Source organism: Desulfomicrobium orale DSM 12838, from assembly GCF_001553625.1.
GTDB lineage: Bacteria > Desulfobacterota > Desulfovibrionia > Desulfovibrionales > Desulfomicrobiaceae > Desulfomicrobium > Desulfomicrobium orale.
In genome coordinates this window covers 1,063,573-1,077,560 of the sequence record NZ_CP014230.1, presented here as the reverse complement: position 1 = coordinate 1,077,560, position 13,988 = coordinate 1,063,573, and the positions used below count along the sequence as shown (strand labels likewise).

Below are 13,988 nucleotides of genomic sequence, written 5' to 3'. Positions count from 1 at the left end.
GGGCAAGCGGACGGCAACGGCGGGTCTGATTTTCTGGCAATCGGCGGCCATATCAGGAGTATTCGCAAAGGGTCATGCCTAGTCCGTGAGTCTCCATTCGACTATAAGGCTAGTCACGACAATGAAAAACAAGTATGCGAAGCGTTCAAGAATTTCAGAGGCCAAAGTCCGACAAATAGTGAAGCTGTTTGCCGTGGATTTGAATGCCCTGCAGATAGCTGAAATAGCCGGGGTAAATCGTAATACCGCGAACCGTTATCTGGCTGCTTTCCGAGAGAGGATTGCCCGGTTCTGCGAGGCGGAGTCTCCTGTTCAAGGCGAAGTTGAGGTTGATGAAAGCTATTTTGGCGCACGCCGCGTTAAAGGAGTCAGAGGCCGAGGAGCCAAGGGCAAAACCATTGTGTTCGGCTTATTCAAGCGTGAAGGTCGCGTTTATACCGAAATTGTCCCGGACTGTTCAAAAATCACCCTCCAAGGGATCATCCGGGGCCGCGTGAAACTTGAAAGCATTATTCACTCTGATGGCTGGCGCGGCTATGATGGTCTCGTAGACCTAGGCTACCAAAAACACTTCCGGGTTGAGCATGGCAACAATGAATTTGCCAATAAAAACTCACACATTAACGGCATTGAGAGCTTCTGGGCTTTTGCCAAAACACGACTTGTTCGTTTTAGGGGTTTGCCCAAGCACACTTTTTACTTTCATTTGAAAGAATGTGAATTTCGCTTTAACCATAGAAACGAAGATAGTTATAAACTTCTGCTCAAAATGCTCAGAGAAAATCCACTCAGCTAGGCATGACCCTTCGCAAAATAGCCGAAACCAGCGCAAAGCCTCCGGGAAGCCGGAGGCTTTTTACGTTACGCCGCTTCGGCATTTCCACCTGGCGGGTCCAGGCATTCCGCTTTTCAGAGGAAGCACGCCCTGCCCCACGCCCCGCTCAATGACCGGGCGGGACCGGAACTTTATCCACCAGCCGGATCGTGAGTCCGATATCTTCATCTGTAAACGTGATGAGGTCGGGCTCCTGAGTGGGAGATACGCCGGGGGCGAAGACAAGTTCCCAGAACTCGTCCGGTCCCGAGGCTCTGGTGGCTGTGCGCAGATTTCCGTTCATTTCATGCTCCAGAAAAACGCCGCCGTGTCTGCCATAAAGTCTGGCGGAATTTTTCTTCCGGACAAGACCGTCCGCAGGGCTGGGCCCAAAGCCGAGCCAGATTCGCCGCACGCAGAAGGCCACATGCTCGGGCAGGCGGCCCATGCGCGCCACGGACGGATGCAGGGCGTGAATACGCAGGCTGTCCATCCCGATTTCCAGATCGAACAGTTTGAATCCGAACCCGCCCAGGGCCACCACCCGCGCCGTACGGGAGCCAGGATCAAGGCGCATCACACCGCCAAAGCTCAAATCCATATTTCCGGCCGGAACCCGCAACTGCACGGCATGCCGCAGCAGGTACGAAGCGGCTGGCGGACCGGTCTGAAACCATATGGCATCCGGGTCCGGCGCGGCAGACCACGGTGTTCTGTCCACAGGCCGGGCGGCGCAGCTCCAAAGGGAGAAGAAAAGTACGAAAGCCAGCACGCCGCGCATCATGGCCGCTCCAGCCCGGGCAGCAGAAACACGGCCGTGAGCATGGCCACGGCGATGCCCGAGAAGACGGTCAGCCCCAGAGCGTGCAGGGCCGGATGGCGGGCCAGAATCAGCACGCCGAACCCGGCCAGGGTGGTCAGCCCCGAGACGAAAACGGCCCGCCTGGTGGTTTCCGTTGTGTCCGCATCCCGCCCGCAGACCATGAAGATGCCGTAGTCCGCGCTCAGGCCCATGATCAGCGGAAAAGCAGCCAGGTGAAACAGATGCAGGGGCTGGCCGGCAGCCTGGGCGGCGAGCAGTACGGCCGTTACACCGGCTCCGGCCGGAAGCAGGGCCAGGGCGGTCCGGCTTGCGCGGCGCAGCAGCACGGCCGTGAGAAGCACGACCAGAATCAGGCTGAACGCAGTAAACCGCTTGGCATCACTTCCCAACGCATGCTCCAGTTCCGCCCTGAAGCGGCTGCCGGAAACCAGCCGGGCCGAAAGTCCGGCCTCTGTTTCCGGGGTAAACACTTGAGCCAGCTCCGGCGTGTCCGGGACAAAGGTCGCAACCAGCGCGGACGAGGCGTTTTCGGTCATGAATAAAGCGCTCATGTTTTCGGGAATGGGTGCGGCCGCGAGGACCGGCTCCCGTTCCAGATACGCGGCGAATGGGGCGAAAGCCGCGGCGGAAAAACCGCGTTTTCGGCCTTCGCTTTCCACCAGGCTCAGGGTCCGGGCCGCCCGGGTTTCCCAGAAATCTTTCCACCGGGCCGCATTGCGCGTCTGGGCCTGTGGGCCGGGCAGCACTGGAGCGATGCTGGCCGCGTTTCCGGCGAGATGCTCCCGGCGCAGCTGCTCCCAGACAACGCGATTGGCATCCAGCGCCAGATCCGGCGTATCGCCGTGAGCGAAAATCAGGGCTGCCTCGCGCATGCCGCCCCAGATCCGGCGGGTGTTCTCTTCGTCCTCGCGCAGGGTTGCAGGCAGATAGCCAAGACTTCGGGGATCGCTGTCCAGCCGGATTCGCGTACCGGCCCAGAGACCCGCCGCGAGCACCGCGAGCCAGGTCACAATCAGCAGCGTTGTGCTGCATCCGGCGGATGGACGGACCGCGGGTTTGGGCGATCTTTCCCGGCGCGGGAAAAGACCGGCGGAGAGACCCAGACAGCGCGGAAGCACGAACAGCGCCAGCAGCAGGGACACACCAAGCCCCAGCATGGAAAGCAGGGCCAGCTGCCGGATACCGGGAATCCCGGCCGCGCCCAGAGCGGCAAAGGCCGCCCCCGAGGTGAGGGCTCCGAAGATGACCGGCCGGGCGGTCTTTCTCAGGGCCAGAACAGCATCGCCGCCGGTTTGGGCAGCGTGACGGAGGGCGAAGAAGACGTGCAGTCCGAAATCCACGGAAATGCCCAGCAGGACCGCCCCAAAGCCCAGCACGATGCCCGAGACGCCGCCGGTCACGGCCGCCGTGGCCGCTCCGGCCGCGCATACGGCGCAGACCGGAATCAGAAACACATATGCGCTGCGGGGTGTACGCAGGAAAAAAAGAAAAATCAGGGCCAGAAGCGCGGCGGAAGCGGGCAGGATGACGCGCAGATCGCGCTTGATGGCCCGGGCATTGGCTTCCGTGTGAACGTGTCCGCCCACCAGCATGGCCTGCGCCCCTTCGGGCAAGGATTTCAGGGCGCTGCGCCAGGCCGCCATGACCCGCTCCGCTCCCAGGGCCTCGGTGCCCGGCATGTCCGTGGAAACCAGAAGCAGGGCATGCTTTCCATCCGGGCTGAGAAACGATCCGCTCTCGATCCGCGCCCGCCCCAGCGGAGCCAGGGCGCTCAGCTTGGGCAGGACCAGTTCGCGGATGCCCAGAGGATCGCGGGCCAGCGCTCCCTTCAGAGCCGGACCGGCGGGTCCGAGAAGCAAAGCCCGGCCCCTGTCCAGCTCCGCGCCCACCCGCTCCGGCGTGAGCCGCTGGTCCAGCAGGCGCAGGTCCTCTTCGTCCAGCAGGGACGGCGCGGCATCCAGCAGCCTGTTCCAGAAGTCCGGACCCAAACCGCCGCCGGGCCCGTCCAGCACGCCGGCGAATACGCCCTCGGCCCGCAAGGCGTCGGCCAGAATCGCCGAGGCCACGGCCGGATCGCCGCCGGGGTGGCTGACCGTGACCACCAGCCGCCGGGAAAAAGGGGCCAGACGCAGCAGGTCGAAATCCGCCGCTACCCGGCCCTCGTCCGGCAGCATGGCCGCGATGTCCTCGCGCAGGGCGATGCGCGATACGAACAGGGCGCACAGGCCGAAAAACACGGCGCATCCCGCGAGCAGCAGACGGGGAGCGCGGCCGGAAACACTCATCGGAACAGGGCTGGGTCCACGGGGCCGTTCACCGTGGTGTTGGCGAAAATGATGCGGGTGAAATCCCCGTCCGGCTCATGCAGTTCCAGACGGCGGACCGTGTCCGACTCGGGCGAGAATTCTATGATCAGGGATTCCAGAACAGCGGCCGTGCCGGACTGTCTGGGCGTGAGAGAAAGCACCGTCGGAGTCCGGCTTTCCAGTTTCATCTCGTATTCCCGGAGGAGCCAGGGCAGGTCAAAGGTGGTCCAGGCCAGAAGCTGACGGGCCACAAGGCGCATGGCTGGGTCATCCCGCAGGGAAAAAGTCTGGCGGGCATCGGACTCCCCGGTCCAGCGAGCTCCGCTGCCGCCGTCCAGAACGAATCCGTCCCTTGCCGGAGAGAAGTATTCCCAGCGCAGTTTATCCGGCCGGGCGAAAAGGAATCGTCCGGTGGAAGTCACCGGCGCGGCGAACATGGCCAGATGCTTTTCCTGAGTGAAGGAGCAGGAGAGGCTGGCGATGTGCGCGGCCCTGTCCTGAAGCCCGCGCAGCGTGGCGTTCAGCCCGTCCGGCGGTGCGGCAAGGGACGGCCCGGCCCAGATGAGGCACGCGAGCACAAGAAGACGGACCATTTATTCCTCCTCGGCGCCGCTGGGGGCGTAAAGCTTGATCCGGCCCTGAGCCAGAACGGTTTCACCGCGGGTGATGTGCGCCCGGACCACGCCGAAGCCCTCGAAAGCGCCCAGGGAAACGGTTTCTATGCGCAGAGTGTCGCCAACGCGGGCCGCGCCGGAACAGACGAAATCCTGCACGCCCACCAGAAAGCCCAGGGGCAGGGGCAGGCCGCGCCGGACGCGCTCCCAGCCCTTGAGGGCGGCGACGCTCTGGGCCGCCAGTTCGACGAACCCGCAGGGCTCCAGCCGCCCTTTTGCGTCCAGAAGCGTGTGCCCTTCCACCAGCCGGACCTCGCACAGACCCCGGTCCTCTCCGGCCTCCAGCAGTCTGTCGATACAGACCATGGGCGGCTGGTGCGGCAGCAGTATACGGGCGGGCTGGGGAAGACGCATGCGGTTTCTCCTTACGAACATTCAGATGCGGCCATAGGTCCTGGCCAGACCGCGCAAACGCGCGGCGGTATCGCCATTCCGGGCGCTTTCTTCCATGCGCCAGCTCCAGTTTCCGCCGGCCACGCCGGGGATGTTCATGCGCCCTTCCTCACCCAGATTCAGGTAGTCCTGCATGGGCACGATGGCCAGATCCGCCACCGAACCCAGGGCCATGCGGACGAGAGTTTCCGAGACATTCCAGGCCTCCACGGTCTTGCCGCAGTATTCGTTCAGCCGCCGTCTGGTGTCCTCATCCGTTTCCCGTTCATACCAGCCCCGGGTGGTGTTGTTGTCGTGGGTTCCGGTATAGACCACGCTCTGTCTGGTGATATTGTGAGGAATATAGGCGTTCTCGGGCATGTCCCCGGAAAAGGCGAATTGCAGCACTTTCATGCCCGGCAACTGGAGCTCGTCCATGAGCCGGATCACGTCCGGAGTGATGAGGCCCAGATCCTCAGCCACCAGACGCAGGTCCGGAACGGCTTCCCGCAACGCGGAGAAAAGCGCCCTGCCGGGGCCGGGAATCCACACTCCGTTCTGGGCCGTGGGTTCACACGCGGGCACCTGCCAGAAACCGCAGAAGCCCCGAAAATGGTCCAGGCGGACGAGATCAAAGCGCCAGCTTTCGTGCGCGAGACGCCGCACCCACCAGGAAAAGCCCGTTTCCCGCAGCCGGTCCCAGGCGTAGATGGGATTGCCCCAGAGCTGGCCCGTTTCGGAAAAATAGTCTGGCGGCGCGCCCGCGCAGTAGATGGGCAGGCCGGTATCGTCGAGTTCGAACAGGCTCCGGTTGGCCCAGACATCCGCGCTGTCCAGACTGACGTAGATGGGCACGTCGCCCATGAGGTCCACGCCGCTGGCCGCCGCTTTCCGACGGACCTCCCGCCACTGCCCGGCGAACAGATACTGGAAGAATTTTTCCCGCAGCACGCCGTAACCCAGGCGTTCCCGCGCCGCATCCAGCGCCGGACCTTCCCGCAGGCGAAGCTCCACGGGCCACTGGAACCAGGCGCTGCCGCCGTGTTCCTTTTTCAGGGCTGTGAACAGCGCGTAGTCTTCAAGCCAGTGGATCTCTTCCCGGCAGAAATCCAGAAAATCCCTGTCCGTCTGAAGGTGCGGATAGGCATTGTCAAAAGCCTGCTCCAGAAGACGCAGCCTCCACGGCGTCACCAGATCGAACTGCACGCGGCCGGGCGGTGTCTCCGGGAATCCGGCCATGTCCGCCTCCCGCAGGACTCCGTCCCGGAGCAGCAGAGCCGGACTTATGAACAGCACATTCCCGGCGAAAGCCGAATAGCCGCTGTAGGGAGAGTTGCCCGCGCCCGGATTGACGGGCGTCAGGGGCAGCATCTGCCATACGCTCTGTCCCGCTTCGGCCAGGAAATCGATGAACCGGCCGCACTCCGGGCCGAAATCGCCAAGCCCGTACGGGCCGGGCAGAGAGGACACATGGGTCAGGACGCCGCAGCGGCGGTGTTTGCTGTTCATGCCTGTTCCGGTTGCAGAAAGAGGACGCTCAAAGGGGGCAGGGTCAGATTCAGGGAATAGGCCCTGTTGTTCACGGGAATGGCCTCGGCCCGCGCTTCGCCCATGTTGCCCATGCCGCTGCCGCCGTAGGCCTGGCTGTCGGAGTTCAGCACCTCCCGCCACACGCCGTCCGTATCCACGCCCACGACGTAATTGGAACGCGGGACAGGGGAGAAGTTGCAGACGATCAGAACGGTCCGGCCGTCCTTGCCGGTGCGGAAGAAGCTGAGCACGTTCCGGGCCGCGTCATGGCAGTTTTCCCAGTCGAATCCGCTGGGTGTGAAATCCTGGGTGTGCAGCGCGGACAGGCTCCGGTAGAGCCGGTTCAGATCGCGCACCCAGGCCCGCAGCCCGTCGTGGACCGGAAAGCGGAGCAGTTCCCAGTCCAGGGCCTTGTCGTGATTCCACTCGTTCCACTGGCCGAACTCCGTGCCCATGAACAGCAGCTTCTTGCCGGGCAGACCGTACATGTAGCCCAGAAGGGTACGCAGAGAGGCCATCTGCTGCCAGGAGTCGCCGTGCATTTTCGAGAGCAGGGATTTTTTCCCGTGGACGACCTCGTCGTGGGAAAGGGGCAGGATGAAATTCTCGGCGTAGGCGTACCACAGGGTGAAGGTCAGCAGATTATGGTGGTATTGCCGATGCACGGGGTCCAGAGCCATGTAGGACAGGCTGTCGTGCATCCAGCCCATGTTCCATTTGAGGCCGAAGCCCAGCCCGCCCATGTACGTGGGGCGGGAAACCATGGGCCAGGAGGTGGATTCCTCGGCAATGGTCTGCACGTCCGGAAACTCCTCGTACACGGCCTTGTTCAGCTCGCGCAGCAGGTCCATGGCTTCCAGATTTTCCCGGCCGCCGTGCCGGTTGGGCACCCATTCGCCCTCGTTCCGGGAATAGTCCAGATAGAGCATGGAGGCCACACCGTCCACGCGAAGGCCGTCCAGATGGAACTCGCGCAGCCAGTACATGGCGTTGCAGATCAGAAAACCGGCCACCTCGTAGCGGCCGTAGTTAAAAATGGCGCTCTTCCATTCCGGATGAAAGCCCTGCCTGGGGTCCGCATGCTCGTACAGGGCCGTGCCGTCGAAACGGGCCAGACCGTGCCCGTCCATGGGAAAATGTCCGGGCACCCAGTCCAGAATGACTCCCAGTCCTCGCTGATGCAGATGGTCCACGAAGTAGCGCAGATCCTGCGGACAGCCGTAGCGGCTGGTGGGCGCGAAATAGCCCGTGCTCTGGTAACCCCAGGAGCCGTAAAAGGGATGCTCGGCCACGGGCATGATCTCCACGTGGGTGAAGCCCACATCCGTCACGTAGTCCGCCAGCTCGTGGGCAATCTGGCGGTAGTTGAGGAAATTGCCGTGTTCGTCGCGTCTCCAGGAGCCGAGATGAACCTCGTAGACGCTCCACGGGCTTTCCAGGCTGTTGGCCGAGGCCCGGTCACGCATCCAGGCATCGTCATTCCACTGGTACTGCAAATCCCAGATGATGGAGGCCGTGGCGGGCGGCTCCTCGCAGAAAAGAGCGAAGGGATCCGAGCGTTCGGCCTCGCCGCCGGGCCAGGTCAGAAAATATTTGTAGCGCTGCCCGTGCCGTGCGTCGGGCACAAAGCACTCCCAGATGCCGGAGCTGTCCATGCGGGGCTGCATGGGGGCGGCGTTCCGGTCCCAGCAGTTGAAGTCGCCGATGACCGAAACGGAAGACGCGTTGGGAGCCCACACGGCGAAACGGGTGCCGGGAGAATCCACGGAGCCGGGATGCGCGCCGAAATGTTCGTACAGCCGGGTGTGGCGGCCCTGCTTGAACAGGTAGATGTCGAGATCGCCGAGAACATGCGGATGGGACATATGGCTCACCTCCTCCTTTCGAAGGATAGGAAGAATGGACCGGCGTTGGCAAGAACGGATGCGCCTTGAAACCCGTGGCGCGCCGAAACGGGAAAGCGGGGCGGGGTCAGCGTTTTCGCAGTACGGCCCCGTAAAAGAATTCTCCCAGGCCGGAGTCCGCGCCCGTCCTTTCCCGGCAGACCAGGTGGAACGCGGGCTGATCCCGCAGAAACCGTTCCACCTGCCGTTCGTTCTCCTCGGGATGCAGGGTGCAGGTCACATAGGCCAGAACCCCGCCGGCAGGGAGCAGTCCGGCCGCACTATCGAGGAGTTTCCGTTGCAGTCCGGCCAGTTGGCGGCAGTCCCGGCCTGTGCGCTTCCATTTGATGTCCGGACGGCGGGAGAGAACGCCCAGGCCGGAACAGGGCGCATCCAGAAAAACCGTCCGGGGAGCGTGCCGCAGCGGATACGGTCCCTGCCCCGGAGACAGGAAGGCCGGGACAAAAAGTCCCAGGCGGAGCCCTTCGGCCCGCAGCTGCCGCAGCCGGAAGGCGTTCACGTCCGAGGCCCAGACCGTTTTGCCCGCCTCCCGCAGAAGAAATGTCTTGCCGCCGCGTCCGGCGCAGGCGTCCAGCACGGGTTCCGGCCATTCCTGCGGCTCCAGACTGTCCAGAATCCGCTGCGTGGCGAAACTCTGCCGCGTGGCCTGCCCCAGACTTACCGCTTCGTCCAGAAAGTCCGGCCAGTTTCCAAGAGCCATCCCCCAGGCCGAGGACGCCGCGGCAAGGGGTTCCAGACGCCTGAACAGTTCCGCTCCGAGCGGGTGCAGACGGTTTACACGCACCCCCGGCGGCGGAACACACAGGGAGGCCCGCAGAAAGGCTTCGGCTTCCTCCCGGCCGTAAGCGCCGATCCAGAGCCGGACCAGCCACGGCGGGCAGGAATACCAGACGGACAGGAAAGAAATATCCCCAGCTGTCCGCTCCCGGAAATAATCCTCCCGGAGCGGTGCACCGTCCAGACGGACCAGGGCGCGGAGCACGGCATTGGCCACATTGCCCATCGTGCGGCCCAGACGCCTGCGGATGATCCCCACGGCCCAGTCCACGCTGGCGTATGCGGGAACGCTTTGCAGAAACAGGATCTCATAGGCGGCCAGTCCCAGAATGCGGCGCACGGCGGAAGACGTACGGCCGGGCGCGGCCAGAAGGGTATCCAGCAGAAAATCCAGCCGCCCGCGAAAACGCAGATAGCCGTAGGCCAACTCCGTGGCCAGGGCGGCGTCGCCGGGTCCGGCCGCAGGGCTCGCGGTCAAGGCCCGATCCAGGGCGGCCTGGATGTCCCGTCCCCGATCAAGACACAGCCGCAGGGCCTCCAAAGCCATATGCCGGGCGGACGGCTCCGGTCTTGGCGCAGGACTCTTCGCGGCGCGTCCTTTTTTGCCGGATGAGGACGGATTCATGAGGAAAACTGGCGGATGGCCCACTCCACCCGCTCCAGGGCCACGTCCGTGTCCAGACAGGGGCCGAAGGGGCGGATATTCAGGATGCCGTACACGGGCAAGGGATAGGTGTCCTGGATGCCGCTGGCCAGATCGCGTTCGCAGGCCACGGCGATGATGAGCTTCGGCCGGAGCTGGACCACGATGCGCCGGGCGATGGTCCCGCCTGTGGCCACGGCCAGCTTGACCCCGTATGTGTCGCGCAGACGCAGAAGCCCGGCCAGAGCGCAGTCCCCGCAGCGTTTGCAGTTGTCGATGTCGTAGGTCAGACGGAATTTGCAGCGGCTGTTCTGGATGCAATGGGGCATGAGCAGCAGCAGCCTGTCCGGCGGGTAGCGGTGTCCCTCGCTTTTGACCAGCTCGTTGTTGACCTTGATGAAAGACGCCCGGACCCGCTGTTTGGAGATGCCCAAAGCCCGGCCCAGAAGCGCCATGAGCGGCAGAAAGAGTTTGATGGTCACGCCGCGCATGGGCTTGGCGAAAAGCACGGGTCTGCCGAGCAGGATGTTCAGCACCAGGGCCAGAGCGGCCCAGGCGACGGCCAGGATGAGCAGAAAAATGACGCCCCCAAAGATCCAGGGCGCAACCGGATGAATGGACGGCAGCCCCACCACAGGCACCGCCCACAGCAACACGAGAAAAAGACAGACCAGGATGGAAGAGCCGGTGATGAGGCCGATGAACAGCCGTTTGCGGACCTGGAAGCTGTCCCGGATTTCCTGTTCCAGTGGAGAGTACCGCCGCTCTCTGACCATGGGCGTCAGTCTCCGGTTGCTCCAGCGGCGGGGCGGGCCAGATAGCCGCACGAAAATTCCCGGCCGCTCAGCACCTTGCCTCCGGCGGGCTTGAGCCCGGAAACGGCATAGGCCCGGTCGGCGCAGGCAATGAGCAGCTCGTCGCCTTCCAGTCCCAGAATGTCTCCTGGCCGGGCATCTGCGGGAAGGGGTTCGCCGATACGGCCCGGATACACGGTCAGGCGCAGGGATGCGCCGGACGGCCCGGTCCAGTCGAACCAGGAACCGGGCCACGGAAAAAGGCCGCGAATCCGGTTGTGCACGGTCAGGGCGGGCTGGTTCCAGTCGATGCGCCCTTCTTCCTTGGACAGCTTGGCCGCGTAGGTGGCCAGAGAATGGTCCTGGGGAATGCGCGCCAGACGCCCGGAGTGCATTTTCTCCAGAGCCTCCACCAGCAGTCTGCCGCCCATGTCGGCCAGCTGGTCGTGCAGAGTCCGGGCCGTGTCGTCGATGCCGATGGCCATGCTTCGCTGCAGCAGGATGTCGCCCGAATCCAGACCGGCTTCCATGCGCATGATAGTGATGCCCGTAACCGGACGGCCGTCCATGATGGCCCGCTGGATGGGCGCGGCGCCCCGGTATTCGGGCAGAAGGGAGGCGTGCACGTTCAGGGCTCCGAGGCGGGGAACATCCAGCACCGTCTGGGGCAGGATCAGGCCGTAGGCGGCCACGGCCAGAATGTCCGGAGCCAGGGCGGCCAGCGCGGCCACATCCGCCCGGTCCCTGAAATTGACCGGCTGCATCACGGGTACGCCGTGCTCCCGGGCCAGGACCTTGACCGGCGGCGGCGTGAGCGCCCGTCCCCGGCCGCTGGGCCGGTCGGGCTGGCAGTACGCGGCAGCCACGTGGCACCCGTCCCAGGCCAGCAGCCGGGTCAGGGACGCGGCGGCAAAGTCCGGCGTGCCCATGAACACGACTTTTATTTTTTCTGCGCCAGCCATTTTTTGTATTTCCGTTCGTACAGGGTGCGTTTGAGGCGGCTGATCCGGTCGATGAACAGTACGCCGTCCAGATGGTCCACCTCGTGCTGCAGACAGATGGCCATGAGACCGTCGGCGTCCATTTCCACCGGATTGCCGTTCAGGTCCAGAGCCGAGAGATGCAGCCTTTCGGCCCGTTTCACCGTGGCTCGGTAACCCGGCACAGACAGGCAGCCCTCTTCGGATTCCACCTCGCCCTCCGGAGCCGACAGCACCGGGTTCACGAAAACGCGCAGGTCCTCGCGTCTCTCCGGCCCGCTCAGGTCCACGGTGATAAGGCGCAGGGGCTCGGCCACCTGCGGCGCGGCCAGGCCGATGCCGTTGTCCTGATACATGAGTTCGGCCATCTCGGCGGCCAGAGCCCGCGTTTCGTCCGTGATTTCCGTCACGGGCCGGGCTTTTCCGGCCAGAACCGGATGGGGATAGGTCACGATGCTGCGGGGCATGTCCTACTCCCTGGCCTTCTCCCGCAGACGCAGGCCCAGATCGCGCAGCTGGACCGCGGCCACTTCGGAAGGCGCTTCGGTCATGAGGCAGGTGGCCTTCTGGGTTTTGGGGAAAGCGATGACGTCCCGGATGGATCTGGCCCCGGACAGCAACATGACCAGCCGGTCCAGCCCGAAGGCGATACCACCGTGGGGCGGCGCGCCGAAAGCCAGAGCGTCCAGCAGAAAGCCGAATTTGGCCTGGGCTTCCTCTTCGCCGATGCCCAGCGCTTTGAACATCCGCTGCTGGGTTTCGAGGTTGTGGATGCGGATGGAGCCGCCGCCCACTTCCGTGCCGTTCAGTACCAGATCGTAGGCCCTGGCCACGGCTCTGGCCGGATCGGCGGCCAAGTCGTCCATGTTCCGGGGCGACGTGAAGGGATGATGCATGGCCACCCAGCGTTTTTCTTCAGGCTCCCATTCCAGCAGGGGGAAATCCGTGACCCACAGGGCGGCGAACTCGTTTTCGGGAATGAGCCCGAACCGCTCGCCAAGCTTGAGACGCAGATTCCCCAGGGCGGCGTTGACCATTTCTGGCGCTCCGGCCTGGAAAAACACGATGTCGCCGGGTTTTAGGTTCAAAGCGCGGGTCAGGCCGTCCCGCTCGGCGTCGCTCAGAAACTTGGCGATGGGCGACTGCCAGCCGTCTTCCCTGATCTTGATCCAGGCCAGCCCCTGGGCCCCGTAGATTCTGACGAACTCCGTGTAGTCGTCGATTTCCTTGCGCGAAAGCTCCGCCCCGCCGGGCACGGGCAGGGCCTTGACCAGAGGGGCGGCCGCAAAGAGCTTGAATTCCGACCCGCGCACAATGGACGTGACCTCCGACAGCTTCAGGCCGAAACGGATATCCGGCTTGTCCACGCCGTACTCACTCATGGCCTGGGCGTAGGTCATGCGCGGCAGCGGCAGGCTGACTTCCTTGCTCAGGGCCGCGGACATGACGCGGGCCAGCATGCCTTCGGCCATGTCCATGATCTGGTCCTCGTCCACGAAGGACATTTCGATGTCGATCTGGGTGAATTCGGGCTGGCGGTCGGCGCGCAGATCCTCGTCGCGGAAGCATTTGACGATCTGGTAGTAGCGGTCCATCCCGGCGCACATGAGCAGTTGCTTGAAGAGCTGCGGCGACTGGGGCAAGGCGTAGAACTGGCCCTGGTTGACGCGGCTTGGCACCAGAAAGTCCCGCGCGCCTTCGGGGGTGGATTTGGTCAGCACCGGGGTTTCAATCTCCAGAAAGCCGAGTTCGTCCAGATAGCGGCGCACGGCCTGAGCCACGCGGCTGCGCAGTACGAGATTGTCGGCCGCGGCCTTGCGGCGCAGATCCAGAAAACGGTACTTCAGGCGCAGATTCTCGGACACGTCCACCCGGTCCTCGATGGGAAAGGGCGGCGTTTTGGCCGTGTTCAGCAGTTTGTATTCCGTGACATAGACCTCGATGGCCCCTGTCGCCAGCTTGGGGTTGACCATGTCGGCGGGCCGGGAGCGGACCTCGCCCTTGATGGCCAGGACGAATTCCGTGCGCAGCACATGGGCGCGTTCGTGCGCGTCGGGCGCCACCTCCGGAGAGAAAACCACCTGGGTCAGCCCGAAACGGTCGCGCAGGTCGATGAAAATGAGCCCGCCGTGATCACGGCGGTACTGCGCCCAGCCCATGAGACAGACTTTCTGTCCGAGCTGTTCCGAGCCGAGTTCGGCGCAGGTGTGCGTCCTGCGCCATCCGTCCAGACTGTCCGTCCGTTGTTCCGTATTTCTGTCGTCCATGTTTGTCCTGCCGTGTGGGATATTTTCGCGGGCCTGCACCCCGGCGGGGGCGAGTCCCGGAAATTTCTGTCGTGTATCCGGGCCTGAAGACCGGAAAGCGGCGC

The 13,988-nt window shown here is 63.9% G+C and carries 12 protein-coding genes; 1 reads left to right on the top strand and 11 read right to left on the bottom strand.

Going from position 1 to position 13,988, the window contains the following annotated elements; all coding sequences use genetic code 11:
• Window positions 1-121 precede the first annotated feature (121 nt).
• Entirely contained in the window at window positions 122-796 is a 675-nt protein-coding gene (locus tag AXF15_RS04890; protein WP_066602895.1) for an IS1595-like element ISDeor2 family transposase, read from the top strand.
• A gap of 145 nt (window positions 797-941) precedes the next feature.
• On the opposite strand, the gene AXF15_RS04885 is transcribed toward AXF15_RS04890, so the two are convergent.
• The 11 genes from AXF15_RS04885 to aspS all read right to left on the bottom strand — a co-directional run bounded on the left by AXF15_RS04885 (window position 942) and on the right by aspS (window position 13,884).
• Window positions 942-1,598 (bottom strand): hypothetical protein, encoded by a 657-nt coding sequence (locus AXF15_RS04885; protein ID WP_066604080.1) that lies wholly within the window; start codon window positions 1,596-1,598, stop codon window positions 942-944.
• Entirely contained in the window at window positions 1,595-3,922 is a 2,328-nt protein-coding gene (locus tag AXF15_RS04880; RefSeq protein WP_066604077.1) for an MMPL family transporter, read from the bottom strand. Before AXF15_RS04880 ends, AXF15_RS04885 begins: the two co-directional genes overlap by 4 nt.
• Entirely contained in the window at window positions 3,919-4,536 is a 618-nt protein-coding gene (locus AXF15_RS04875; RefSeq protein WP_066604074.1) for a LolA family protein, read from the bottom strand. The genes AXF15_RS04880 and AXF15_RS04875 overlap by 4 nt, the downstream gene beginning before the upstream one ends.
• Window positions 4,537-4,971: a hotdog family protein gene (locus tag AXF15_RS04870; RefSeq protein WP_066604071.1), complete on the bottom strand. Its 435-nt coding sequence runs from the start codon at window positions 4,969-4,971 to the stop codon at window positions 4,537-4,539.
• 21 nt (window positions 4,972-4,992) lie between these two features.
• On the bottom strand, window positions 4,993-6,498 hold the full coding sequence (gene malQ / locus AXF15_RS04865; protein WP_066604068.1) for a 4-alpha-glucanotransferase: 1,506 nt from the start codon (window positions 6,496-6,498) through the stop codon (window positions 4,993-4,995).
• Window positions 6,495-8,384: a 1,4-alpha-glucan branching protein GlgB gene (gene glgB, locus AXF15_RS04860; RefSeq protein ID WP_066604065.1), complete on the bottom strand. Its 1,890-nt coding sequence runs from the start codon at window positions 8,382-8,384 to the stop codon at window positions 6,495-6,497. The genes malQ and glgB overlap by 4 nt, the downstream gene beginning before the upstream one ends.
• A 106-nt stretch (window positions 8,385-8,490) precedes the next feature.
• Entirely contained in the window at window positions 8,491-9,747 is a 1,257-nt protein-coding gene (locus AXF15_RS04855; RefSeq protein ID WP_066604062.1) for a transcription antitermination factor NusB, read from the bottom strand.
• Between the two features lie 74 nt (window positions 9,748-9,821).
• Window positions 9,822-10,619, bottom strand: a complete 798-nt coding sequence (locus AXF15_RS04850) for a DUF116 domain-containing protein (protein ID WP_066604058.1) — start codon at window positions 10,617-10,619, stop codon at window positions 9,822-9,824.
• A gap of 5 nt (window positions 10,620-10,624) precedes the next feature.
• Window positions 10,625-11,599, bottom strand: coding sequence for a methionyl-tRNA formyltransferase (fmt, locus tag AXF15_RS04845; protein WP_066604054.1), 975 nt, complete (start codon window positions 11,597-11,599; stop codon window positions 10,625-10,627).
• Window positions 11,578-12,084, bottom strand: coding sequence for a peptide deformylase (gene def, locus AXF15_RS04840; protein WP_066604051.1), 507 nt, complete (start codon window positions 12,082-12,084; stop codon window positions 11,578-11,580). Before def ends, fmt begins: the two co-directional genes overlap by 22 nt.
• Before the next feature lie 3 nt (window positions 12,085-12,087).
• On the bottom strand, window positions 12,088-13,884 hold the full coding sequence (gene aspS / locus AXF15_RS04835; RefSeq protein WP_066604046.1) for an aspartate--tRNA ligase: 1,797 nt from the start codon (window positions 13,882-13,884) through the stop codon (window positions 12,088-12,090).
• Between the last annotated feature and the right edge of the window lie 104 nt (window positions 13,885-13,988).